The organism is Ammoniphilus soli (assembly GCF_040813775.1).
The window spans coordinates 123,738-146,217 of sequence record NZ_JBEGDL010000005.1 but is presented as its reverse complement, the minus strand read 5'-3'; the positions used below and the strand labels follow the sequence as shown (position 1 = coordinate 146,217).

General features: G+C 45.2%; 27 protein-coding genes. 4 read left to right on the top strand and 23 right to left on the bottom strand.

Annotation, left to right across the window (positions count from 1 at the left end; all coding sequences use genetic code 11):
- Positions 1-18 precede the first annotated feature (18 nt).
- Positions 19-432: an EamA family transporter gene (locus ABLT31_RS12760; protein ID WP_367752034.1), complete on the bottom strand. Its 414-nt coding sequence runs from the start codon at positions 430-432 to the stop codon at positions 19-21.
- Positions 433-514: 82 nt separating this feature from the next.
- Here ABLT31_RS12760 and ABLT31_RS12755 point away from each other — a divergent pair, with 82 nt between their 5' ends.
- Positions 515-1,381 (top strand): aldo/keto reductase, encoded by an 867-nt coding sequence (locus ABLT31_RS12755; RefSeq protein WP_367752032.1) that lies wholly within the window; start codon positions 515-517, stop codon positions 1,379-1,381.
- A 6-nt stretch (positions 1,382-1,387) separates the two neighbouring features.
- Here ABLT31_RS12755 and ABLT31_RS12750 read toward each other — a convergent pair whose 3' ends face one another.
- The 6 genes from ABLT31_RS12750 to ABLT31_RS12725 form a co-directional block, all read right to left on the bottom strand.
- Complete coding sequence (locus tag ABLT31_RS12750; protein ID WP_367752030.1) at positions 1,388-1,921, bottom strand: spore maturation protein; 534 nt, start codon at positions 1,919-1,921, stop codon at positions 1,388-1,390.
- Between the two features lie 7 nt (positions 1,922-1,928).
- A complete protein-coding gene (locus tag ABLT31_RS12745) occupies positions 1,929-2,525 on the bottom strand; it encodes a nucleoside recognition domain-containing protein (protein WP_367752028.1) in 597 nt (198 codons plus the stop codon).
- Positions 2,518-3,663, bottom strand: a complete 1,146-nt coding sequence (locus ABLT31_RS12740) for a D-alanyl-D-alanine carboxypeptidase family protein (protein ID WP_367752025.1) — start codon at positions 3,661-3,663, stop codon at positions 2,518-2,520. The genes ABLT31_RS12745 and ABLT31_RS12740 overlap by 8 nt, the downstream gene beginning before the upstream one ends.
- A gap of 136 nt (positions 3,664-3,799) precedes the next feature.
- The gene (locus tag ABLT31_RS12735; RefSeq protein ID WP_367752023.1) at positions 3,800-4,144 is read right to left on the bottom strand and encodes a hypothetical protein; all 345 of its coding nucleotides are present in this window, start codon (positions 4,142-4,144) and stop codon (positions 3,800-3,802) included.
- Positions 4,145-4,216: 72 nt separating this feature from the next.
- On the bottom strand, positions 4,217-4,801 hold the full coding sequence (gene scpB, locus ABLT31_RS12730) for an SMC-Scp complex subunit ScpB (RefSeq protein WP_367752371.1): 585 nt from the start codon (positions 4,799-4,801) through the stop codon (positions 4,217-4,219).
- Positions 4,782-5,555 carry a segregation and condensation protein A gene (locus ABLT31_RS12725; RefSeq protein ID WP_367752021.1) on the bottom strand — a complete coding sequence of 258 codons (774 nt, stop codon included), beginning with the start codon at positions 5,553-5,555 and terminating at the stop codon, positions 4,782-4,784. The genes scpB and ABLT31_RS12725 overlap by 20 nt, the downstream gene beginning before the upstream one ends.
- Positions 5,556-5,785: 230 nt before the next feature.
- Here ABLT31_RS12725 and ABLT31_RS12720 point away from each other — a divergent pair, with 230 nt between their 5' ends.
- Positions 5,786-6,595 (top strand): ATP-grasp fold amidoligase family protein, encoded by an 810-nt coding sequence (locus ABLT31_RS12720; protein ID WP_367752019.1) that lies wholly within the window; start codon positions 5,786-5,788, stop codon positions 6,593-6,595.
- Positions 6,596-6,617: 22 nt separating this feature from the next.
- Positions 6,618-7,460 carry an alpha-1,2-fucosyltransferase gene (locus tag ABLT31_RS12715; protein WP_367752017.1) on the top strand — a complete coding sequence of 281 codons (843 nt, stop codon included), beginning with the start codon at positions 6,618-6,620 and terminating at the stop codon, positions 7,458-7,460.
- Between the two features lie 51 nt (positions 7,461-7,511).
- Here the strand turns inward: ABLT31_RS12715 and ABLT31_RS12710 are convergent, their stop codons facing one another.
- The gene (locus tag ABLT31_RS12710; RefSeq protein WP_367752015.1) at positions 7,512-8,240 is read right to left on the bottom strand and encodes a hypothetical protein; all 729 of its coding nucleotides are present in this window, start codon (positions 8,238-8,240) and stop codon (positions 7,512-7,514) included.
- 29 nt (positions 8,241-8,269) lie between these two features.
- On the bottom strand, positions 8,270-9,409 hold the full coding sequence (locus ABLT31_RS12705; protein ID WP_367752013.1) for a glycosyltransferase family 4 protein: 1,140 nt from the start codon (positions 9,407-9,409) through the stop codon (positions 8,270-8,272).
- Between the two features lie 201 nt (positions 9,410-9,610).
- Between ABLT31_RS12705 and ABLT31_RS12700 the strand changes: the two genes are divergently transcribed.
- Positions 9,611-10,366 carry a GT-D fold domain-containing glycosyltransferase gene (locus ABLT31_RS12700; protein ID WP_367752011.1) on the top strand — a complete coding sequence of 252 codons (756 nt, stop codon included), beginning with the start codon at positions 9,611-9,613 and terminating at the stop codon, positions 10,364-10,366.
- Positions 10,367-10,424: 58 nt separating this feature from the next.
- Here the strand turns inward: ABLT31_RS12700 and ABLT31_RS12695 are convergent, their stop codons facing one another.
- The 14 genes from ABLT31_RS12695 to ABLT31_RS12630 all read right to left on the bottom strand — a co-directional run bounded on the left by ABLT31_RS12695 (position 10,425) and on the right by ABLT31_RS12630 (position 22,470).
- The gene (locus ABLT31_RS12695) at positions 10,425-10,862 is read right to left on the bottom strand and encodes a peptidylprolyl isomerase (RefSeq protein ID WP_367752009.1); all 438 of its coding nucleotides are present in this window, start codon (positions 10,860-10,862) and stop codon (positions 10,425-10,427) included.
- Positions 10,863-11,052: 190 nt separating this feature from the next.
- Entirely contained in the window at positions 11,053-12,375 is a 1,323-nt protein-coding gene (gene lysA, locus ABLT31_RS12690; protein WP_367752006.1) for a diaminopimelate decarboxylase, read from the bottom strand.
- Between the two features lie 147 nt (positions 12,376-12,522).
- Positions 12,523-14,043, bottom strand: coding sequence for a spore germination protein (locus ABLT31_RS12685; protein WP_367752004.1), 1,521 nt, complete (start codon positions 14,041-14,043; stop codon positions 12,523-12,525).
- Positions 14,024-14,611: a stage V sporulation protein SpoVABEA gene (gene spoVAEA / locus ABLT31_RS12680; protein ID WP_367752002.1), complete on the bottom strand. Its 588-nt coding sequence runs from the start codon at positions 14,609-14,611 to the stop codon at positions 14,024-14,026. The genes ABLT31_RS12685 and spoVAEA overlap by 20 nt, the downstream gene beginning before the upstream one ends.
- A gap of 5 nt (positions 14,612-14,616) precedes the next feature.
- Positions 14,617-14,970 carry a stage V sporulation protein AE gene (spoVAE, locus tag ABLT31_RS12675; protein WP_367752000.1) on the bottom strand — a complete coding sequence of 118 codons (354 nt, stop codon included), beginning with the start codon at positions 14,968-14,970 and terminating at the stop codon, positions 14,617-14,619.
- Positions 14,963-15,988, bottom strand: coding sequence for a stage V sporulation protein AD (spoVAD, locus tag ABLT31_RS12670; protein WP_367751998.1), 1,026 nt, complete (start codon positions 15,986-15,988; stop codon positions 14,963-14,965). Before spoVAD ends, spoVAE begins: the two co-directional genes overlap by 8 nt.
- A gap of 21 nt (positions 15,989-16,009) precedes the next feature.
- Complete coding sequence (gene spoVAC, locus ABLT31_RS12665; RefSeq protein ID WP_367751996.1) at positions 16,010-16,492, bottom strand: stage V sporulation protein AC; 483 nt, start codon at positions 16,490-16,492, stop codon at positions 16,010-16,012.
- A 97-nt stretch (positions 16,493-16,589) separates the two neighbouring features.
- On the bottom strand, positions 16,590-17,345 hold the full coding sequence (gene sigF / locus ABLT31_RS12660; protein WP_367751994.1) for an RNA polymerase sporulation sigma factor SigF: 756 nt from the start codon (positions 17,343-17,345) through the stop codon (positions 16,590-16,592).
- 15 nt (positions 17,346-17,360) lie between these two features.
- A complete protein-coding gene (gene spoIIAB, locus ABLT31_RS12655; protein ID WP_367751992.1) occupies positions 17,361-17,807 on the bottom strand; it encodes an anti-sigma F factor in 447 nt (148 codons plus the stop codon).
- 1 nt (position 17,808) lies between these two features.
- Positions 17,809-18,159 carry an anti-sigma F factor antagonist gene (gene spoIIAA, locus ABLT31_RS12650; RefSeq protein ID WP_367751990.1) on the bottom strand — a complete coding sequence of 117 codons (351 nt, stop codon included), beginning with the start codon at positions 18,157-18,159 and terminating at the stop codon, positions 17,809-17,811.
- 127 nt (positions 18,160-18,286) lie between these two features.
- Positions 18,287-19,447: a D-alanyl-D-alanine carboxypeptidase family protein gene (locus tag ABLT31_RS12645; protein WP_367751988.1), complete on the bottom strand. Its 1,161-nt coding sequence runs from the start codon at positions 19,445-19,447 to the stop codon at positions 18,287-18,289.
- A 129-nt stretch (positions 19,448-19,576) separates the two neighbouring features.
- Positions 19,577-20,545: an ABC transporter ATP-binding protein gene (locus ABLT31_RS12640; protein WP_367751986.1), complete on the bottom strand. Its 969-nt coding sequence runs from the start codon at positions 20,543-20,545 to the stop codon at positions 19,577-19,579.
- Positions 20,546-20,547: 2 nt separating this feature from the next.
- Entirely contained in the window at positions 20,548-21,537 is a 990-nt protein-coding gene (locus ABLT31_RS12635; RefSeq protein WP_367751984.1) for an ABC transporter ATP-binding protein, read from the bottom strand.
- 18 nt (positions 21,538-21,555) lie between these two features.
- Positions 21,556-22,470 carry an ABC transporter permease gene (locus ABLT31_RS12630; protein ID WP_367751982.1) on the bottom strand — a complete coding sequence of 305 codons (915 nt, stop codon included), beginning with the start codon at positions 22,468-22,470 and terminating at the stop codon, positions 21,556-21,558.
- Positions 22,471-22,480 lie beyond the last annotated feature (10 nt).

Genomic DNA, 22,480 nt, shown 5'->3' with positions numbered 1-22,480 from the left:
CCGATCTTGTAGTCCATTTTACTTCATTACGAGAAAAATTCCAAAAACCGTACAGAGGATGCCTAGCCACTGTGAAGCACTCACGCTTTCGTTAAACGCAAAGACCGCAAATAAAATGGCAATAATAGGATAGGTGGCAGTGGCCATGACTACTGTGCTGATCTCACCCTTGGATAAGGCATACAAATAAACAACGAAGGAAGTGGGAATCAGGACTCCGTTCAGTACACTCAACACAACAGTTTGAGGGGAATACGCAAACTGCAATCCATTCTTTTTTGCCAAGCTAAAGTAGATGGATACCACAATAGCCGTTGTCATCGTTGTGATAAAGTTGACTTCAATCGGGTGTCCGGTCTTTAACGCCTGTTTGTCGATGATTACATTCAGTCCCCAAACTACTGTAGCAAATAGTAGACTTAAATAAAACATGCGAATGTGCTCCCTTTACGTTATCATTGATTTAATTTGGAAAAACTAGAAGTGAATACACAAGGAGGAAGGTCCTGGAATCATGAAAAAGCAGAAGTTTGGCTCAACCGGATACGAGGTTTCCCTTTTAAGCTTCGGATCTCAGCGTATCGTGGACGAGCACCAGTGTTCTGAAGAGGCAGCCCTTGAAATCGTCAATAAAGCAATCGATTGCGGGATAACTTATTTTGACACCGCACCAAGCTACTCTAAGGGGCAATCTGAAGAAAGATTAGGGAAAGCTTTAGCTCTCCGTCAACGAAGAAAAGACGTCTGGATAGCCACCAAGACGCATGATCGGACAAGAGACGGCTCCTTGCGGTTATTGGAGGAAAGTCTAAAACGTTTACAAACCGATCACGTGGAGGAATGGCGGATTCACAACGTCATGTATATGGATGAGCTGGACGCGGTATTTGCCAAGGGTGGAGCTATGGAAGCGATTTTGGAAGCCAAGGAACAGGGTTTAATCAAATACATTAGCATTAGCGGCCATACCAATCCCCAAGTTCAATTGGAGGCCATACGCCGCTTTCGTTTTGATAGTGTCCTCGTTGCCCTGTCTGCTCTGGATCATCACATGTACAGCTTCCTGCACGAGTTTGTCCCGGCGGCAAACGAACAAGGAGCAGCTATTATCGGCATGAAGGTCATGGCCCTGGGTAAGCTTGTTCCTTGGTATGATCGCGCTTTGCGATATACCCTAGGTCTTCCGATATCAACTACCATCGTAGGGATGGAAACCATGGAACAGCTAGAAAAAAATCTAGCCATTGCCGAAAACTTTCAACCGCTCACTGAAGAAGAGCAGCTGGAATTCTTCAAGGAAATCATACATTTAGTGCGTCCTGAAATCTTGCGCTGGAAAACGGATAATTGGGCGGAAGCGACCAGCTGGTCCTCAAGGTAAGTGAGCTTACCCAAATACGAGCGTAACAATGAAAATAGAAGCGGCGATTCCAGCCACGTCGGCCAAGAGACCAACCTTAAGCGCATAAAGATAATTGCGGATACCGATCGCCCCAAAGTAAACGGTCAATACATAAAGCGTGGTATCAGTAGAGCCCTGCATGGTGGACGCTAGTCGACCCAAAAACGAGTCCGGACCATGAGTTGCCATGATGTCTGTTGTTACGGCTAGCGCCCCAGCCCCCGTAATCGGCCGCAACAGGGCTAAAGGCAGGATGTCACCCGGTATATGCAAAACATCTAAGATCGGCTTTGCTAGGGAGGTAATCATATCCAAAGCACCTGACTGGCGGAATATCGAGACCGCGACTAGCATCCCTACAAGATGCGGGATGATCTTTACCGCCGTTCCGAAGCCGTCTTTAGCCCCTTCTGTAAATGACTCATATACCGGGACCTTCTTATACATGCCATAAACTAATATCGTGGCTAAAACGAGCGGTATGGCCCAAACAGAAGCATAGCTGATCAGTTCATACACAGACTGTTCACCCCTTTATCCGAGTTCTTCGGGTTCGAAAACGATAGTATTTATCTAGCAAGATGGCAGCCCCTGTCGAAACGATTGTAGCAAATAGCGTCGTCCCCACGATCTCAACCGCATTGGCTGATCCGTAGTTTAAGCGAATAGCGATTATCGTTGTAGGAATTAACGTAATGCTAGAAGTATTAAGGGCGAGCAATGTACACATGGCAGGCGTGGCCCTTTGGGGATCCGGGCTTAGCTTTTGGAGTTCTTGCATGGCCTTAATCCCCATGGGTGTCGCTGCATTTCCAAGTCCAAGCATGTTGGCACTCATATTGGATAAAATGTACCCCATTGCCGGGTGGTCTTTGGGCACATCTGGAAACAAAAATTGGGCTATCGGGCTTAATAGATGCTGCAGCTTTTGGAGCAAGCCCGAATCTTCAGCTATTTTCATCATGCCTAGCCAAAAAGCCAGAATGCTGATCAAGCCAAAACAAACGGTAACCCCCGTCTTGGCTCCCTCAAAGGCAGCGGCACTTACCACTTCGATCTTGCCGTTTATGCCCGCCACAACAATTCCAATAAGGATGAGTCCCAGCCAAATGAAGTTAACCATTTACAAGCCCCCAGATAAGCGACTTAAAGATGGAAAGAAAATCGAAATCGTCCGACGGCGTACCTTCAATGCCACTTCCTGCAGTACTCTTCTCTTCTCCCTCAGATACCAAGCCAATGCGCCCTATTTGTTGATCTCCCAAATAGATATGTAAATATCCAGCCACTCCGCCAGGGAGCATTTCCCGATAGCCTTCTTCCATGACAACCTGCTTGCGGATTTGGTTGAGTTCTCCTTCGGTTAATGGATAATAAAAGGCATTCATCGACATTAATCCTTTGTCTGCATCAACCATTTCCTTCTCACCAAGAAGCTGGGTTCGGCTGAAATGCTGAAACCCGTAATCTAATAAACGAGCATGATCGTCCCAATCATTCGGAGCATTTAACGTGACGACTGCAATTTGTCTGCCTTCCTTTGTTGCGGAGGAAACCAGGCATCGTTTGGCCAGTTTGGTATAACCGGTCTTCACCCCATCTGCTCCCTCATATAAGTTGAGCATCTTGTTTTTGTTTACTAATTTTCTGTCCCATTTTTCGCCATGCTGGGGGATTTTAATCACTTTGGTCGACACGATCCGGCGAAAGTCCTCGTTTTTCAGAGCATAAGCCGAAATTTTAGCCATTTCAAGTGCAGTAGAATAGTGCTCGTTGCTGTCATCCAAACCATGGGGATTGGTAAAGTGGGTTTGTCTTAACCCTAAATACTCTGCTTTTTCATTCATCAATCGGGCAAACCCCTCTATCGAACCCCCTATATGTTCAGCAATGGTAACTGCCGCATCATTACCTGAACGCAGCATTAGCCCATATAGCAGCTGCTCAAGCGTAAGCTGCTCCCCCTTACGCAAATAAATGGACGACCCCTCCGTCCCTACTGCATGGTCAGGAGTTGTGACCACCTCATCCAAGCGTCCTTCTTCAACGGCCACAATAGCCGTCATAATCTTCGTCAGGCTAGCGACCCGCATCTTTGCATTTCCTTGCTTCTCGTATAAAACCCGCCCGGATTCCACATCAATCACGGCTGCAGCTTGTGCCGAGATGGATGGGGCCGCCTCTGCAGCGGGGATAGAGAACATGGATAGAACATATGCAAATAAAATAAAAAGCGATAATCGGCTTTTTCTCCGCTTCATTTTATCCTCCTTACCTCGCGCACTTTGTACAAGTATATGCTTATCCCATGTTGATATGTCAGCAGGATAGGAGACGAAAACAGAGCAAAAAACCCTAGTATCCGAGAATACTAGGGTTGGCCTGCGGCTTGGTTGCCTAAGCCGCTTCATACATGGCTTCAATTTTATCGTGGATTTCCTGATCGGTCATCCCGCTCTTCACTAAATGGATAAACAGCGCCTCCACCCAAATCTGGGCACGCTGTGAAATTTTCTTGTACTTTTTTGCTTCTGAAAATTTGCGCTGCATGCGGGAATCACTGTTCGTTTTGATATTATCCATCACAAAAAGAGCTTGCAGGGCTTGCTCTTGATTGTATTGCTGGTATTCCTTCTCAAGCGTTGACAAAACTTCCTTGTAGTAGCTATCGAATTCCTTAAAGTCAATTTCTTCTTCCATTTTAAGGTATCCGAGCATTTTATCATATAGACTTTGAATCATATTCGACACTCCTCCATGTTAACTAAGAACATATTATACCAGAAAAGAAAAAAAGACTGCAAAGCATTTTCCCTATGGGTTATCCTTTAATTTTTGGAAAATCAGATCTACTTCCTGTTCCACTTCATCATCAACGGAGATGGCAGGCATAGGCGGCAGATCATTCATGTGCTTTAAGCCAAAGTAATCCATAAACTCTTTAGTCGTCCCATACAAAATGGGACGTCCGGCTGTTTCTGCCCTTCCCGTTTCCACGATCAGCCTCTTGCCAGTCAGTGTATTGATGGCTTTCTCACATTTGACGCCGCGAATTTCTTCAATTTCTGCTCGCGTGATAGGCTGTTTATAGGCGATGATGGCCAACGTCTCCAGCGCTGCCTGGGATAACGTGGCATGCGCGGGGGATGAGGCCAATTTCTCAAAATATGCTGCGTGCTCCGAAAGAGTTGTCATTTGGAAGGCGCCAGCAATCTCGATAATTTGCAGGCCGCGTCCAGTTTGCCTGAATTCGCCTTGCATTTCATGGAGCAGCTCTATCACTGTATCTTGCTCAACTTCTAAAATTTCCGCTATCGTTTTAGCATCAATGCCCTCGTCTCCGGAAACAAAGAGAAGGCCCTCAATGACGCTCTTCCATTCATTTCCCCTGTCCGTAATGGCCCCCTCCTTTACTCAGAGTTATCAAAATATCATCGAAAAGAGCATGTTGTTCGCATTGGATCTCATGCTTTCTCATCATTTCAAGAATGGCCATAAAGGTTGTAACGATTTCTGTTTTTGCTGGCGCATCAGAAAACAATCGCGAAAACGGCAGGCTGCCGCTAAAAGAAAGCAGATCGCGCACCTCTTTGATCCGATCCTTTACCGACACCTCATCCCTATGTACCCGAGACATGGTTTTTTCTGCAGGGCTAATGGATTTGGTAAAAACCTTCGCCAACGCATCCATTAAATCGTATAGCGTCACATCTGCCACAGGATTTTCTTCTGCGATAGACATATAGGCCGTTAAGTCACCTGGCGAACGCGTATAGATTTTACTTCTGCCTATTTCTCGCTCTTTCAGCTGTTCTGCCAGGGATTTAAATTTTTTATACTCAAGGAGTCTTTCTACCAATTCCATCCTGGGATCATAGTCGTCGTCTTCCATATCATACATGGGTTCATAGGAAGGTTCTTCCTTCCTCGGAAGCAGCAATTTGCTCTTGATTTCAAGCAGCGTAGCCGCCATGACCAAAAACTCGCTTGCTATATCCAGCTGAAATTCCTGCATGATGTAAAGATACTGCATATATTGTTCGGTAATAAGCGTAACCGGGATATCATAAATATCCACTTCCGCCTTATCGATTAAGTGAAGAAGAAGGTCTAGAGGCCCTTCAAAGGTATTCAGCTTCACTTCATAAGCCATCGTCATCCCCGCCTACTGTTTTGGGCTGTTGATAATTATACAACAAATTTCATGGAATGGGGTAGGCAAAATAGCTGGTACCTTACAGGAAGCATTCTCTATCTTCAACAGGCGAGAGCAATTGAGTCAACTAACTCATAGCAATAACTGTATTTGGAAATATGATAGAGTAATAGAATAAATAAGCCATACAAGCTAATTTATTTTTTGTGAAAGGTGGCTTCTACAACATGGACGACGATACCAAGGAGCACATTAAAAAACGCTTTAAGCGAATTTTAGGCTATGAGCTGAACTTGAGACATCCAAAAACCATTCAGGAGAAAATACAATGGATTAAAATTTACGGAAAACTAGAAAGATTCGCGAAATACACTGACAAAGCTAAAGTCCGGAAGTTCATCAGGAAGAGAATTGGAAATGAATATCTTGTTCCTGTTTTTGGAGTTTACAAACGTGTGGAGGACATCGATTTCGATGCGCTTCCCCAATCATTTGTCATGAAAGCGACACATGGATCAGGATGGAATATCTTCGTAAAAGATAAGTCAGAGATCAATTGGCCTAAAGCAAAGTCCAGGATGAAAAAATGGCTAAAGTCGAATTGGTATGACAAGTCAATGGAACGCAATTACAAACCCTTAAAAGGGCGCGTGATGATTGAAAAATTTTTATGGGATTCCTCCGGAAGAATCAAAGAGTATAAGTTTCAATGCTTTCATGGAAGCCGCATTTTCCTCAGGCTGCCAGGCCACAGCACCCTTAGGATTTACAATAGAAAAGGGGACGTAATACACGAGCGGATCGATAAGCAAAGCTTCCATCACCCCCCGGAAAAACCAAAGCAGTTGGAAAAAATGTTTGCCCTTGCCCACATCCTTGCGAAAGATTTTCCATATGTCCGTGTAGACTTCATAGTGGCCAACGGGCGAATATATGTTGGCGAATTGACTTTTGCAACCGGCGGAGGTTTTCTTCCCGCCCCCAAGGAGTGGAGTCTAAAGCTTGGTTCATTGCTGGATTTAAAGAGGTATGTGTAACCCGACGAAAGGAGGAGGCATTTTGAAAGATGTCATCACGATGAACGTATTAGCTTCGAAAAAGATCGGAAAAGGGTTCGGTAACAAGGTATTCCAATACGCCTTTCTTAAAACCTATGCGAAAAGATACCATTTGCGTGCCGAGGCTCCAGAATGGATTGGACGTTACTTGTTTGGCCATGCTGATCCGTATATCGCCAGACCCCTCCCGGTCGTGAAGCAGATCTCCCCCAGCCTCAAGCGCGACTCCATTCCCAATGCCAAGAAGCCTTATAAAAATATTGACTTCCTAGGATATTTCCAATATCACACGAAGTATTTTGCTCGCTCCAAACGTTACATCCGCTCCCTGTTCCAGCCCATTCCCCCAATCCAAGCTCAAATGGACGAAGCCATCAAGCGCTTGCGAGCCGGAGGTAAAACGATCATCGGGCTTCATTTGCGGCGCGGGGATTATGAACGATACAAATCTACCCATTCATTTTGCTTCATTCCCCCCAATCATATTTATATCAATTGGCTGCATTCAATCTGGAACAAGTTGGATGACCCCATATTATTCCTTGCCAGTGATGAACCGCATAAAGTAATCGATGCTTTTTCCGCTTTTCATCCCATAACGAGCAGAGAATTAGGCATAGTGCTTCCAAAAGCGAGCTTTTATCCAGACTTCTATATCTTGACCCAGTGCGATAAGGTAGCTATCTCCAATAGTACCTTCTCCTTTGCTGCATGCATGATGAATGAACGGGCCAAAGCCTTTCTTCGTCCGCATCCGAAAAGCCGACGACTGATTTCTTTTGACCCTTGGAATAGTGAGGTTTTGTATCGGAGAGATTTAGATACGTTGAAATACTCTTTCTAACAGATTCGCACACAGAATAAAGGGGCGTCGTAATGACCCCCTCTTCCTATTTTAACGGGCCTTATCCTTTTTTCGATGATGGTTCAATATTGTTCCATATCGAGAATTGCGATAAGCCTTTTTGCGCCCATTGCCATTTTGGCTGGGATTTCGATAGATTTCAATGTTATGCTTGACGGCCAATAGTGAGAGGATGGACTGATCATGGCGATGATCCCTGAAATCTGGAAAATTGCTTAAGCCACATTGATTGGCACAATCCGTAACAATGGTTTCATTACAGCAATAGTGAAGCCACTCATTTACAAAATCCCGGTTTCGCTTATTATTCACGTATATGGAAAAGGACCCCATTATTTGTTCGGCATTCCAGTACTTTGGGGCATCGCAGTCCATAAGGACGAAACAATCTCTTTTCGTCCAAGTACGATTAAGATGGCCGTGAGTTTGGAACAGCATGATTCCCTGCTGCTTTTTGCAAGTCTTAATCAAGGGGTCTACTGGATTGATAATCTCTATTCCGGAATCGCAATAAATGATGATATCATTTTTTTTCACTTTTGACATCGCATCACGAATAATATAGGGCTTCCAAATCCAGTATCCATATCCTCTCTTCTGGTCCAGTATATTCCGATTTCTACGGTAAAACTCTGTTCGCAGGATATCTTTTTCCCTATACGAAACGACCCGATCTATCCCAAAACGTAGAGCAGACCGGTTTAATAGCTCTTGTGATTTATAAAATCTGGTTGTTGCGAAGTTAATCAAATAAATCATTCTTTTTTCACCGCTTTCGTAACATACTTTTATCCGTTAATTATTTTTTTATATAATTTGGACAAGTTCAGTGCATATTGCTTAAAATTGTATCTTTGCTCAATCAATTTCCTATTGGCTCTACCCATTTTTACGCACAATTGCGGTTTTTCCAGCAGCTGGCAGATCGCTTTAGCATATTCATCAGATTGGTTGTAGCGACTGACCACGAAACCGTTGGTTCCATTCCTGATTATTTCAGGATTTCCTCCCCGATGGGACGTAACGACCGGAAGCCCGGCAGCCATAGCCTCGTAATGTACCCGGGCCAGCGGTTCCTCCCACTGGGAAGGACAAACGAGGATATCGCTCATCGTGTAAATGCGGGGGATCTGATCTACTGGGATAAAATTAGTGAAGTGAAAATGCTTAAGCTTCGCTGCGCTTTTTAATAATCCATTAATGTAATCAGTCATTTTCTTGTCGCCGAACCACCTGCTGCCGACAATAACCAAAGCCGTTTTCGGGAAATGCTTTTGCACGTTTTTCATGGCTTGTATTAAGAGATGACAGCCTTTATATTCTACAAGCCTGCCGACGAAAAGAACGATGCGATAATCTTGCGGGATACCTAGTCTATGTTTCATATAGCTTGTTATACTTTGTCCTTCATGGCTGTAATGGGGAATATAACGGAAGGGATCTTCCCCAGTGTACAGGGAGGTGGTTTTTCCGGAAGAAGCGGGATAGCGCGTATTCATATCCTTAGCGACAAATTGGCTGACGGTTACAAAATGATCTACCGTATTAATAACTTCCATAGAAACTTCATCATCAGCAAAATGGCCTAATCTCAAATTGTGGAAAGATAGGACCAGTCTAGACTTTGGAGAACACTTCCTTATCTCTTTCACCCATTGAAATTTGTTATAGATGTGGATGACGTCAAAGAATTCTCTTTTCAGATATTTTGATACTTCTTTTATATACCTCGCTTTGGGGTATCGGATATAACTCACATGATTCAAGATTTCTCTGTTTGGCAATGAGCGGTCTTGAATGGAAAAAACGGTAACCTGATGACCTAACCGCGCTAAATAGGGCGCCATGCGATGGAGCAATAATTCAATCGCTCCGCTTCGGATAGGGGGACAAGGCAGCGAATTAGGGCAAATTAAGGCAACTCTCATGCGTATCCTCCTCTTATGATTTCTATCACTCCTCTCTTTATATTATTATCATTACTTTCTGATAGATTATGCGGTAGTCTACTAGTGAGAATTTGTACTCTAGCATTTTAACTGAATCAATGGCAGCCTAAAACTTTCTCCCTGTTGTTACATATTAATATAGTAATAGATTTAATCTGCGTATAAGGAGGGAGCGTAAGTATGAAATATAGGGACTTTCTGAAGGTTGATCAAGTCTTGCGCTTGATTAGGGATGCCGTGGAGCAGCGTAAGCCTTTCTCTCTTGTACGGGTTGGCGATGGGGAAAACCTTATCTTGGCCCAGAACTCCGTGATGCCTATAAAAGAAGTACTTTCAGAAAACTGGGCAAAAGCTGCCAATCAGGGGAAGAAGGGAGTAACCCTGCCTAATATCAAGCTTCGAAATGAAATGGTAAAGGCCCTAAAAAAGGCAGATGTCATAGGGATTCCATTTTGGCATGGAGATCCGATTATAGCAGAACAGCGAATTAAGCGGCCGTTAACAGAGGCTGTCTTCCAATATTTTAAAATACGCCCAAAACGGACTTGCCACACGTTTGTCAATCGGGTCTTTACTCAAAAAAGAAGATTCTGGAGAATCTTAAAGGGAAGGAGAATTTTCCTTATTGGCGACTGGGGAGAGTCGGTTAAGCCCATTTTGCAGAAAGAGCCTTACAAACTGAATATCGTGTTCGTTCAGCCCTTTTCCAACTATGAACAAATGGAGAAAGTATTGAAGGTTGCTATCCAAAGGCAACACGAATTTGATATCGCCTTAGTATCATGCGGCGTTAATGCTGTAGTCTTGACTCAAAAGATCGCGGAGTCAACCGGCAAAGTGGCTATTGATTTCGGAAAATCTCTTATGTTCATGGTTCAAAACAAAGCTGGCCTGGAGCATTCCTCACATCAATCCTTCAGAGATATGCTTCCTTAACAAAAGAAAAAATAGGGCTTAGCTAATGGCTTTGCCCTATTTTATTGCAAGACTACAATTATTCTTCTACCACTCTAACTTCCTTCATCTTATCGCCTTGCTTGATATCATCCACGTACTCCATGCCTTCTACAACCTTGCCGAATACGGTATGCACGCCATTCAAGTGCGGCTGTGGCTCATAAACGATGAAGAATTGAGATCCTCCAGTGTCTTTTCCTGCATGGGCCATCGAAAGCGAGCCACGCTCATGCTTGTGAGGGTTTCCTTGCGTTTCGCATTTGATGCTGTAACCAGGACCGCCTGTTCCTGTTCCATGCGGGCAACCGCCCTGCGCTACGAAGCCAGGGATAACACGGTGGAAGTTCAGTCCATTGTAGAACCCTTCTTTGATTAGCTTTTCAAAGTTCCCTACTGTACCAGGCGCTTCGTTTGGAAATAACTCGATTTTGACTTGTCCGCCTTTTTCTAGATCAATAACAGCGTATTTGCTCATATGTATGAACTCCTTTCAACGTCAATATGTAAGTTGTACCATTTGATTATACGCTAAAAGGAAACAAAAAGAAAACTATCAAGCATTAAGCAAGCGAAGTTCTTCCATCCCTTATATCCATTGAACTGAGAGGTTTTACTCCCTTTTCATAAAGAAAACCGGTACAGCACTGTACCGGCGACTTTTGAATTTATTTTGTTATAATCATGCTGGACGGAATTCGATCTTTCTTTACCAAATCATCATATGTCTCCCGTTCCACTACGATCTCCGCTTGGCCATCCTTAACAAATACTACAGCAGGACGCGTGATGCGATTATAATTATTAGCCATCGCATACCCGTATGCTCCTGTACAAGATACAGCTAAGAGATCTCCTGAGGTAACTGTAGGCAACTCAATATCCCAGATCAGCATATCGCCTGACTCGCAGCATTTGCCTGCAACAGAAACCAAATCATCTGCTGCTGCGGTTGCACGATTTGCCAGCATGGCTTCATAGCGCGATTGGTACAGGGCCGGACGAATATTGTCGGTCATTCCTCCATCTACCGAAATGTACTTGCGGATGCCTGGAATGGTTTTTACTGACCCAATCTTGTAAAGCGTTGTGCCTGCATCGCCTACAATGCTTCGGCCTGGTTCAATCCAAATTTCAGGAAGGGAATAGCCAGCTGCTTGAAATTGCTTCCGTACTTCATCCGTAATCGGGTGAATGTACTCTGCAGCCTTCAGAGGAGTATCTTCATTCGTATAACGAATGCCAAATCCGCCCCCTAAATTAAGGACCTTCACTTCGTAGCCGGTTTGTTCCCTCAAATCAAACAAGAACTCGGACAGCTTGGTTACAGCTGCCACAAACCCATTGGTTTCAAAAATTTGCGACCCGATATGGGAATGAATCCCCAATACCGTATAGTGTTCCATTTTTAACGCTTGTTTCATAGCCTCCATGGCTTGCCCAGCCGTAACACTGAAGCCGAATTTGGAATCATCTTGACCCGTAGAAATATACTCATGAGTATGCGCTGAGACCCCTGGTGTCAATCGCAAAAGAATGTTTACTTTAATCTTGCGTTCCTTAGCCAAAGCATGGAGCAGCTCAAGCTCATAGAAATTATCTACGACGAAGCATCCAATTTCCGCATCAAGGGCCATTTCGAGCTCTTCAGGCGTCTTATTGTTCCCGTGGAAATGGATTCGTTCCGCAGGGAAATCCGCCTTCAAGGCAGTATACAATTCACCGCCGGATACAACATCTAAAGAAAGCCCCTCTTCCGCAACCAACCGGCACATTGCCATTGACATAAAGGCTTTGCTCGCGTAAGCCACTTGAAAAGTCAGTCCGGTTGTCTCAAAGGCTTGCATGTAATCTCTGCACTTCTGTCGGATTAATTGTTCATCATAAACAAATAAGGGTGTACCAAATTTTTCAGTAAGTTCTACCGTATCGCATCCACCAATCTCAAGGTGGCCTGATTCATTAATTTTGCTTGTTCCATGCAAGTACACGTCCCTATCCCCTCCTCTGCCCAAAAAAATCTTATATAATGGAAAAAAGGCGCTTTGCACACGCCATTTTACTTTTGTTATATATCTATAAAATATACCACTCCCCTGCAGAAGTGACAACCCGTCCGCCTAACTTGCAAAACATTTCTATTGGCGGTTATCGTTTTGCGGATGGACGATACTCGGGCGCTTCTTCAATGTCGGAACAGCCATCCGTAATAAAATATGTTTCATCGCATTAAAATTGAACGGAATAAACGGCCAAAGATAAGGTGTATTCAAAGAGTTCGTCGTGGCAAGCATCACGATCAGCAAGGTACCTGCAGCCAACAAGCCTGGAAGACCAAATACAAAAACCGCCGCAAGCAAAGCAATCCGAACCATTCGATTCGCCAAACTTAGCTCATAACTTGGCGTTGCAAACATCCCTATCGACGCTACAGCCAAGTAAAGGATGGTCTCTGGCATAAATAAACCAACATTGATCGCAACTTCCCCAATGAGAATGGCGGCGATTAAGCCCATAGCTGTTGCTAAAGGGGACGGAGTATGCACTGCAGCCAGTCTCATCAGATCTATCCCAATTTCTGCAAGTATGAATTGCCAAAATATTGGAATTGCACCTGTTTCCTTTGGTCCAATAAAGGCAAGCGGTGCAGGCAAATATCCTTTATTCAGGGCATAGAAGAGCCAAATGGGAAGCAAAAAGAGGGAAGAAAAGATCCCAAAAAAGCGAACCCATCTTAAATAAGCCCCAGCTAAGGGCTTTTGACGATATTCCTCGGCATGCTGTACATGGTGGAAAAAAGTCGTTGGTGTTATCATGACGCTCGGAGAAGTATCCACGTACACTAATACATGTCCCTCTAACAAGTGAATCGCTGCGACGTCCGGTCTTTCCGTATAACGGACTAAAGGGTAAGGGTTCCAGTTTTTTCCCACAATAAATTCTTCTATTGTTTTCTCCGCCATGGGAACCCCATCAATTTGAATTTCTTGCATTCTTTGCTTCAGCGAATCGACTAGACCTGGATCGGCTACATCGTTCAGATAAGCAATACATACATCGGTTTTGGAGCGAACCCCCACCTGGATCATCTCCATGCGCAATCGCTCATCCCGAATCCTTCTACGAGTTAAAGCTGTATTGACCACAATATTTTCGACAAAGCCATCACGCGATCCGCGAACCACTCTTTCCGTATCCGGCTCGGCAGGGCTTCTCCCTGGATAATTGCGGGCATCGATGAGTAGAGCTTTCTCTTCCTCCTCGATCAGAAATAATACGACGCCTGATAACATCTTATCAATTGCTTCATCAAAGGTATTGACGGTCTCCACCGACATATGGGTAGCATACCGTTCCAAAAAATGTTTAATGGTATTTGGAACCACTTCCTCGCGCTTCAGATCGCTCATGATATTCGCGATTATGGTCATTAAATTAGAATCAATCAAGCCATTAACATAGAAAAAAGCAACATCTTTCTCGGCAAAATTCATCTCGCGGCACTTCATATCATAGCTGATTTCCGATTGGATCCGCTCATTAAGAATCTTTTTATTCAATTCCAGTTTTTTGAAAAATTTCAATCCTTTTTTCTCCGCAAGACTTTCCTGTTGCTCTTCTTGGGCTTTCTTTTCTCTATTAGGAGCTTTCGTTGCCATAATAGCCGCTCCTTTCAAGAATAATTTCCACGGCCTTCGTTGTCACGGGAGCCCCATGGATAGAATGGTCCCGTCCATGCATTTTTCCGATATCCCCTACGCCGACCACGATAGGAACATTAAGCCTACTGAGTACATCAACGGTATCCCCGTCAATATGAGGCTTGTCTGTGTAATGCTCTTCTCCATCCTTGTCCACTGAATGGGTAGTCACCTGGCCATCTAAGTTCACACAGAGATCGACGTCAACTCCATCTACCATGGGAGTATTGGAAGCGACAGCGACTATGCCTAAAACATTAATTTCCGGATGGGTGGCGACAAATTCCAAAGCTCTCTCCCCATCACCCTCACTCCCATTTCCGTTATCATCAAACATTACGAGTACAGGATCGTACTTTGCTCTCATGACTTGTTCGACAATTTCCTCCCCTGTCAGCGGAGTGGGGTTTCCCCCTGACCTTGAAATACATCGGCCTCCGATATTTTGGGCAACAACCTCCACTGCTTTTTGCGCGACCTGGTCACCATCCGTTATGATAATAACGTCCCGTTTCGTTGGTTTCATCTGTATCACCCCTTCGGTTTAAACACGAGTGCTCCTAAGAAGCCAAATACAATAGCAGAAGAAATACCTGCACTGGGAACTTCAAAAATCCCTGTTACGATCCCGATTAACCCGTTTTTCTCAGCCTCCGCCCAGGCCCCATGGTAAAGGGCATGGCCAAAGCTTGTAATCGGCACGGTTGCCCCCGCCCCTGCAAAATCAATGAGCGGATCGTAAAGGCCCAATCCATCCAAGACGACACCAGCTATCACTAAAGTCGACATGACATGTGCGGGTGTCATCTTGGTGAGGTCCAGCATCAATTGACCGATGACGCAAATCAAGCCGCCGACTAAAAAAGCGATAAAGTATTCACTCATTGTCCATCACCCTTTCCATCACCACGCCATGGGCTATGCAAGGAATGGATTCGCCTTGCTGAAAGCTGACAGGACTGAATAAAGCTCCCGTGGCCACTACAAGGACACGGTTATACTTTCCGCTGCACAACCCATTCACAATATGGCTGTATGTAACAACAGCGCTAGAAGCACATCCACTCCCGCCGGAAAATACATCCTGATCCTGACGATATAGCATTATTCCGCAATCGCTGTAATGAGGCGTCATGTCATAGCCGAAATCCTTAAGCATATCTTTAAGGATCGCGTAGCCGACTTTGCCCAAATCGCCAGTCACAATCAGATCATAATCCTGTGGGGCTCGGCCCAGGTCGCCAAAGTGTGTAACGATGGTATCCGCAGCGGCGGGAGCCATCGCCGTTCCCATATCGAAAGGATCCTTTATCCCCATATCGGTTACTTTTCCGATGGTTGCATGGGTGATCCTCGGACCTTTATTTCCAATCCCAACTACCGAAGCACCAGCTCCCGTAACGGTCCATTGGGCATAAGGCGGTTTTTGTCCGCCATATTCTGTGGGATATCGAAATTGTCTCTCGGCAGTTGAATTATGACTGCTGCAACCCGTCAGCGCATACTTGGCAAAGCCTCCATCAACAAGGGCCGCAGCTAAAGCCAGCCCCTCCATGGAGGTGGAGCATGCCCCGAACAAGCCCAGTAAAGGCAAGCTAAGCCCGCGAGCGGTGTAATTGGCCGTAATAATCTGATTCAGCAAATCTCCAGCCAACATCACATCGATGTCCTCGCCCGTTAATCCGCTTTTTTTCAGGGCTACATTTGCAGCCTCACCCATCATTTTGCGCTCTGCTTTTTCCCATGAATCCTCATGGGCATAGTTATCTTCGTGAATAATATCGAATTCCTCTCCTAACGGGCCCTGCCCTTCCAAGGGCCCTGTAGCTACCCCGGAGCCAAGGATGCGGATATCTTTGCTGAACTGCCACGTCTGTCTGCTAACACGCGGTTGAATGTTCACGAAATATCCTCCTCCCATTCATTAGAACATAAGCATCCAAAGCTTCTTGACTAAAGCTATGAAAAACGCAGCCACGACACCAAACACGATGACAGATCCAGCTAGCTTAAACATATTTCCGCCTACGCCTAAAACCAATCCCTCGCTGCGATGCTCGATGGCAGCTGATGCCACGGAATTGGCGAATCCGGTAACGGGAACGGCAGAGCCAGCCCCTGCAAATTGACCCACGTTGTCATATACACCGAAGCCAGTTAGAAGAACCGCCAGAAAAATGAGGGTGGCAACCGTCGGATTCCCTGCATTTTGCTCCGTAAATCCAAAGAAATAAATGTAGAAGTTGGTAATGGCCTGCCCGAAGGCGCAGATTAAGCCTCCTACTGCAAAAGCTTTTAGACAGTTGTAAGCGACAGGTTTTTTCGGCTTATACCGCTCGGCCTGCTTGGTATAAGTTTCCTTTGACCATTTCCATGTATTCTTCTGTTTCAGTTCATTTCCAGCCATAGTAGTTAAACCTCGCTGATGGTAATATATCTTTGTATAACGTATCGTTCCCGATCCCGCCATCAGTATAAGCGTAAAAAAAAACCAAACCGAACAATTAGAGTTCGATTTGGTCCTTGATCATTTTTAAAATTTTCTTTTCCAGCCGGGAGACTTGCACTTGGGATATCCCCAGCCTTTCCGCCACTTCGGATTGGGTTTGATCCCGGAAGTAACGGAGGAATACAATCAGTCTTTCTCTCTCCGAAAGCTTATTAATGGCTTCCTTTAGAGCAATTTTATCAAACCATTTCCCTTCATCACTGTCGGAAATCTGATCCATTAGAGTAATAGGGTCACCATCATTTTCAAAAACCGTTTCATGAATGGAAGACGGGGCACGGTTCGCCTCCTGGGCAAAAACCACTTCTTCCGGTGTGACCCCGAGTTCATCGGCAATTTCTACAATGGTCGGGATTCTGCCAATCTTTTTAGATAAGTCATCTTTCGCCCTTCTTACTTTATTCGCCATTTCCTTTAGCGACCGGCTCACTTTCAATGTTCCATCGTCTCGCAGAAAGCGCTGAATCTCCCCGATGATCATAGGAACCGCATAGGTTGAAAACTTTACATCATAAGACAGATCAAATTTATCTACTGCCTTCAGCAAACCGATGCAACCGATCTGGAACAGATCATCTGCTTCATAACCGCGATTCAAGAAACGCTGAACCACTGACCATACTAGGCGGATATTGCAATTGACCAGTTTCTCGCGAGCTTCTTGATCCCCATTCTGACTTGCTTCTATTAGCCGCTTGACTTCTTCGTCGCTCAAATAGGGATGATTAGCGTTTCGTACGTCTGTCTCCATAGGCATATCTCCCTACTAGTTGCAAAGTGCTTGATTTTTTACTAGATTTTTCCTCATGGTAACTCTAGTTCCAATATTTTCTCCGGTCAGAATCTCTATCGAATCCATAAAATTCTCCATGATGGTAAAGCCCATGCCAGAACGCTCCAATTCAGGCTTCGTGGTGAAAAGAGGCTGTCTCGCCTCGTCCACATTCTGGATTCCAATACCCTTATCCTCAATCATAATTTCAATGTATTCCTCATTATACTGGGTTACGATCGTGACCAATTGATCCTCATTTTCATCATAACCGTGAATAATAGCATTCGTTACAGCCTCCGAAACGGCTGTTTTAATTTCTTCTAGCTCGTCCAAGGTAAGATTCAGCTTGGATACGAAAGCTGCCACCGCCACTCGCGCAAACCCTTCATTCTCACTCTTCGCCGCTAAGTCGATCTTCATGTAATTCTTATTTGTCATATTAGGCCACCCCCAATAGCTGAAGGGCTTCGCCTTCATTTTCTCTGATTTTAATAATCTTAAAGAGACCGGACAACTCAAATAAACGGTAAATCAAGGGGTTAATGGAACAAACGACCATCTCTCCGCCTCTTCCCGTGATTTGTTTGTATCTCCCTAAAATTACCCCAAGTCCAGAGCTGTCCATAAAGTGAAGGTGTTCCAAGCTGAGTACAATGTTTTGCACATTTCCCCTAAGGATCTTTTCCTCCATCTGCTGCCTTAATTTCTCAGCTGTATGATGGTCAAGCTCGCCGCGCAGGCGGACGATAAGCACATTCGATAAGACTTCAAGATCAACATGCAAACTCAATTCACTCACTCCTTGTAGATTCTGTCATATGCTAATCTTTCTACAAGGAGAAAGGCAATTCCTGCCAGTCGACAAAACTAGAAAAAAAGCGAGATGCCTTGTCGTCTGCTAAGGCATCTCAATGAAGCTACTCATGGATGAGAATTAGTCGTTTCGTTGCTCTCTTCATTAGCTGCCACCATGACGCCTTTTCCACAGATGCGTCTGCTACTAGGCTCAGCTTGGCGATCTCTTGCCCCTGCTTGCGAACCACCATTTCACCCAGAACATCTCCTTGCTGTATAGGAGCGACCACATCTTGCTTCACGGTTATTTCCTTTTCAAAATCCTCTGGCTTTTCTCCTTTTTTCGACAGGATGCCAAAGGGATGCGGGGCTATCAGATTTACCTTGTCTACTGAACCCTTATTTACTTCTACTTGGGTTACGACCTCGCCCTTCTTTACCAGTGGGAAAGATTGGTATTGAGAGAAGGCATAATCAAACATCTGAGTAATTTCCTTATTCCGTGTTTTGGAATCGGGTTCACCCATGACGACTGCAACTATGCGCATGTTGTCCCGTTTGGCCGTTGCCGTTAGGCAAAACTTAGCTTCTGATGTATAACCCGTTTTCAGCCCATCCGCTCCGGGATAGAACCGAACTAATTTATTGGTATTGACCAGCCAAAACGGCCGATTGGATTCTTTCCGCAAATAATCTTGGTATAAGCTTGTATACTTTGTTATTTCTTCATGCTTCAAAAGCTCTCTTGACATCATCGCAATATCATAGGCTGTCGAGAAGTGATTGGTGCTTGGCAGCCCATTAGTATTGGCAAAGTTCGTGTTTTTCAATCCGAGTTCTTTTACTTTTTGATTCATTTTGGAAACGAAGGCTTCTTCTGTACCGGCCAAATGTTCTGCCATCGCTACAGATGCGTCATTGCCGGAAGCTATCGCGATCCCCTTAAGCATCTCATCCACGCTCATCATCTCTCCGGGCTCCAAAAAGATTTGGGAACCTCCCATCGATGCGGCATATTCACTTGTTCTTACCTTGTCTGTCAGCTTTAATTCTCCACGATCAATCGCTTCCATGATGAGCAGCATCGTCATAACCTTGGTAATGCTGGCCGGGGGCAATTTTTCATGGGAGTTCTTCTCATAGATGACCGTTCCGGTATCAACTTCAATCAGAATTGCAGATTTTGCATTGGGAGCCAAGTCTATGGCAGATTCCTGCGCAAAGCTGGAAACGGGTAGTAGGCATAGCATCATGGCGATCAAAAGTGCAACCTTCTTTTGCATAATCTCCCTCCAAAAGTAGAATGAACAAAGATTAACCTCTATTTCAACTCATAGTCTGGTCATTTTTTTGGATAAATATACCATAGGGAGAAAAAAGAAAAAAGAAAGTCCTGCAGACAGAACTTTCTCTTATCTATCGTTATAAAGATGGCAAGCCGTAAAATGACCCGGCTTTACTTCTTTCCAGTTTGGCTCTTGCTTGGAACAAGTATCCATTACCTTCGGGCACCGAGTGCGGAAATGACAGCCGGATGGAGGATTCAGAGGGCTTGGCACATCGCCTTGCAAGAGGATTCGTTCCCGGCTTCGTCCCCATTTGGGGTCTGGAATGGGAATGGCCGACAATAAAGCTTCGGAATAGGGATGCAACGGTTTGAAATAGAGCTCCTCGCTTTCTGCCAATTCCACCATTTTGCCCAAATACATCACCGCTACCCTGTCACTGATATGCTTGACCATAGACAAATCATGAGCTATGAATAAATAGGTCAACCCCATTTTATTTTGAAGATCCTTCAGCAGGTTGACCACCTGTGCTTGAATCGATACATCAAGGGCTGAAATCGGCTCATCACATATAATGAGTTTCGGCTCAACGGCAAGCGCCCGGGCAATCCCGATACGCTGACGCTGACCGCCGCTGAACTCATGGGGAAATCGATTCATATGCTCCGGGTTTAGCCCTACTAATTTCAGGAGTTCATGGATGCGTTGTCTGCGTTTCTCTCCCTTCGCCAATCTATGAATATCTAACGGCTCCCCGATAATATCCCCAACCGTCATGCGAGGGTTAAGGGAGGCGTAAGGATCTTGAAAGATCATTTGCATTTCTTTGCGGATGGCTTTTAATTCTTTAGGGGATAGCTTTTGAATATCTTTTCCTTGAAACAGCACTTCTCCCTCGGTAGCATCATACAAGCGGAGGATGGTTCGGCCAGCTGTTGATTTTCCGCAACCCGACTCCCCAACAACTCCGAGGGTTTCCCCGCGATGAACGACAAAGTTCAGGTCGTTGACAGCTTTAACTACAGCCCCGCCCGCCTCAAAATACTTTTTCAGACCTTTGACTTCCAGTAAAACTTCCGCAGGTTTGGACATCCCTATTCACCCTCCTTCGCCATGGGATGGTTCAGCCAGCAAGCCGCTTTATGGGTATGGCTCATGTCCTCCATCTGAGGCTCTATTTGGGTGCAAATTTTCATTGTGTAATCACATCGCGCAGCAAAAGCGCATCCCTTTGGCGGATGCAAGAGATCTGGCGGCGTGCCATAAATGGGAACAAGCTCTTCATCTTTTTTCAGGTCCAGACGCGGAACAGACTTCAGCAAGCCCTTCGTATAGGGATGCATCGTGTTGTAAAAGATTTCATTCACTGTGCCGGTTTCGATCACTTGGCCTGCATACATGACTACCACCCGATCGCAGGTTTCAGCTACAACTCCCAAGTCATGGGTTATCAATATTATCGAAGTTCCGGTCTGGAGTTGGAGCTTTTTCATTAGATCCATGATCTGCGCCTGGATCGTCACATCCAACGCCGTGGTGGGCTCGTCCGCAATTAACAGCTTCGGCTGGCAGGCTAAAGCCATCGCAATCATCGCACGCTGGCGCATCCCTCCACTGAATTCATGCGGATATTGATCGAGTCGGACTTCAGGATTCGGGATGCCCACTAGACGGAGCATATCCATCGCTTGGATTCTGGCTTCCGATTTGGATTGGCCTTGATGCTTGACCAAGCCTTCCACGATTTGTGCCCCGATCGTCATCGTTGGATTTAAGGAAGTCATCGGATCCTGAAAAACCATCCCCATTTCCTTTCCTCTGACCTTTTGCATTTCTTTCTCCGATTTTTTTACTATATCTTCACCCTCAAAAAGGATTTGCCCTTGTTTGATCTGCCCTAGGGGCATTGGAATCAATTTCATGATCGTCTGGGCCGTCACAGACTTCCCGCAGCCGGATTCCCCTACAATGGCTAAGGACTCTCCTTTGCCTACATGGAAATTGGCACCGCGGACAGCTCTGACCTCACCAGCGTAGGTATGAAAGGAGACATGCAAGTCTTTAACTTCCAAGATCTTCTCCAACTTCCGTCCACCCCCAGGTTATTTGCGCAGACGAGGATCCAGCGCGTCACGCAAGCCATCTCCTAATACGTTAAAAGCAAGCATCGTGATACTGATGAAGACAGCTGGGAAGAATAACCGCCATGGATAATAACGCAAGGCCCCTAACCCATCGCTTGCCATGGTCCCCCAGCTCGCGATCGGCGCTTGGACACCCAATCCCAAAAAGCTCAAGAAAGCTTCTGTAAAAATGGCGCTAGGAACCGTCAGTGTCATGGTCACAATGATGGGCCCCATCGCGTTGGGAATCACATGCTTGAATAGAATACGGGATTCACTGGCCCCAAGGGAACGGGCTGCCAGTACATACTCCTGTTCTTTAAATTGAAGGATTTGTCCGCGTACAATGCGAGCCATCCCTATCCATCCTGTAATGGTCATGGCCGCAATAATCGTAAGTAAGCCTTGCTCCATTACAACCATAAGCATGATTACGACAAGCAAATACGGAAGGCCATTGAGGATATCGGCAAAGCGCATCATCAACTCATCCGCTTTACCGCCTTTAAAACCTGCAATCCCCCCCCAAATAACTCCTATGACCAGGTCAATCAGGGCGGCTGCAATCCCGATAAACAAGGAGATACGAGCACCATACCATACACGAGTAAACATATCGCGCCCCAAATCATCTGTACCAAACCAGTATATTGCATTTGGAGCCAAGTTTTTGAGTTTTAAGTTTGTATCATAATAGGTAAAGCCATTGATCATCGGGCCAATGGCAGCCATAATGCTCAAGATGACTAAACTCCACAAGCCTGCCATCGCCAGTTTATTTGCTTTAAGGCGTCTCCAGGCATCTTGCCAGAAGGAAAGGCTGGGACGGGATATTTCTTCTGCCTTGCTCCAATCTTTTTCAATCGGCTGAAACAAATCCTTGGTCAATTTCATTGGCTGGGAC

Bases quoted from the DNA above. Each gene is read 5' to 3' on its own strand.
- ABLT31_RS12645 (WP_367751988.1), bottom strand. From the start codon at position 19,447: ATGCAAAAGAAGGTTGCACTTTTGATCGCCATGATGCTATGCCTACTA.
- ABLT31_RS12720 (WP_367752019.1), top strand. From the start codon at position 5,786: ATGGACGACGATACCAAGGAGCACATTAAAAAACGCTTTAAGCGAATT.
- ABLT31_RS12760 (WP_367752034.1), bottom strand. From the start codon at position 432: ATGTTTTATTTAAGTCTACTATTTGCTACAGTAGTTTGGGGACTGAAT.
- ABLT31_RS12755 (WP_367752032.1), top strand. From the start codon at position 515: ATGAAAAAGCAGAAGTTTGGCTCAACCGGATACGAGGTTTCCCTTTTA.
- spoVAC (WP_367751996.1), bottom strand. From the start codon at position 16,492: ATGGCTGGAAATGAACTGAAACAGAAGAATACATGGAAATGGTCAAAG.
- ABLT31_RS12745 (WP_367752028.1), bottom strand. From the start codon at position 2,525: ATGGTTAACTTCATTTGGCTGGGACTCATCCTTATTGGAATTGTTGTG.
- ABLT31_RS12740 (WP_367752025.1), bottom strand. From the start codon at position 3,663: ATGAAGCGGAGAAAAAGCCGATTATCGCTTTTTATTTTATTTGCATAT.
- ABLT31_RS12685 (WP_367752004.1), bottom strand. From the start codon at position 14,043: ATGGCAACGAAAGCTCCTAATAGAGAAAAGAAAGCCCAAGAAGAGCAA.
- ABLT31_RS12725 (WP_367752021.1), bottom strand. From the start codon at position 5,555: ATGGCTTATGAAGTGAAGCTGAATACCTTTGAAGGGCCTCTAGACCTT.
- spoVAEA (WP_367752002.1), bottom strand. From the start codon at position 14,611: ATGAAACCAACGAAACGGGACGTTATTATCATAACGGATGGTGACCAG.
- ABLT31_RS12710 (WP_367752015.1), bottom strand. From the start codon at position 8,240: ATGATTTATTTGATTAACTTCGCAACAACCAGATTTTATAAATCACAA.
- ABLT31_RS12695 (WP_367752009.1), bottom strand. From the start codon at position 10,862: ATGAGCAAATACGCTGTTATTGATCTAGAAAAAGGCGGACAAGTCAAA.
- spoIIAB (WP_367751992.1), bottom strand. From the start codon at position 17,807: ATGACAAATAAGAATTACATGAAGATCGACTTAGCGGCGAAGAGTGAG.
- ABLT31_RS12630 (WP_367751982.1), bottom strand. From the start codon at position 22,470: ATGAAATTGACCAAGGATTTGTTTCAGCCGATTGAAAAAGATTGGAGC.
- spoVAE (WP_367752000.1), bottom strand. From the start codon at position 14,970: ATGAGTGAATACTTTATCGCTTTTTTAGTCGGCGGCTTGATTTGCGTC.
- sigF (WP_367751994.1), bottom strand. From the start codon at position 17,345: ATGGAGACAGACGTACGAAACGCTAATCATCCCTATTTGAGCGACGAA.
- ABLT31_RS12705 (WP_367752013.1), bottom strand. From the start codon at position 9,409: ATGAGAGTTGCCTTAATTTGCCCTAATTCGCTGCCTTGTCCCCCTATC.
- ABLT31_RS12735 (WP_367752023.1), bottom strand. From the start codon at position 4,144: ATGATTCAAAGTCTATATGATAAAATGCTCGGATACCTTAAAATGGAA.
- ABLT31_RS12700 (WP_367752011.1), top strand. From the start codon at position 9,611: ATGAAATATAGGGACTTTCTGAAGGTTGATCAAGTCTTGCGCTTGATT.
- ABLT31_RS12640 (WP_367751986.1), bottom strand. From the start codon at position 20,545: ATGTCCAAACCTGCGGAAGTTTTACTGGAAGTCAAAGGTCTGAAAAAG.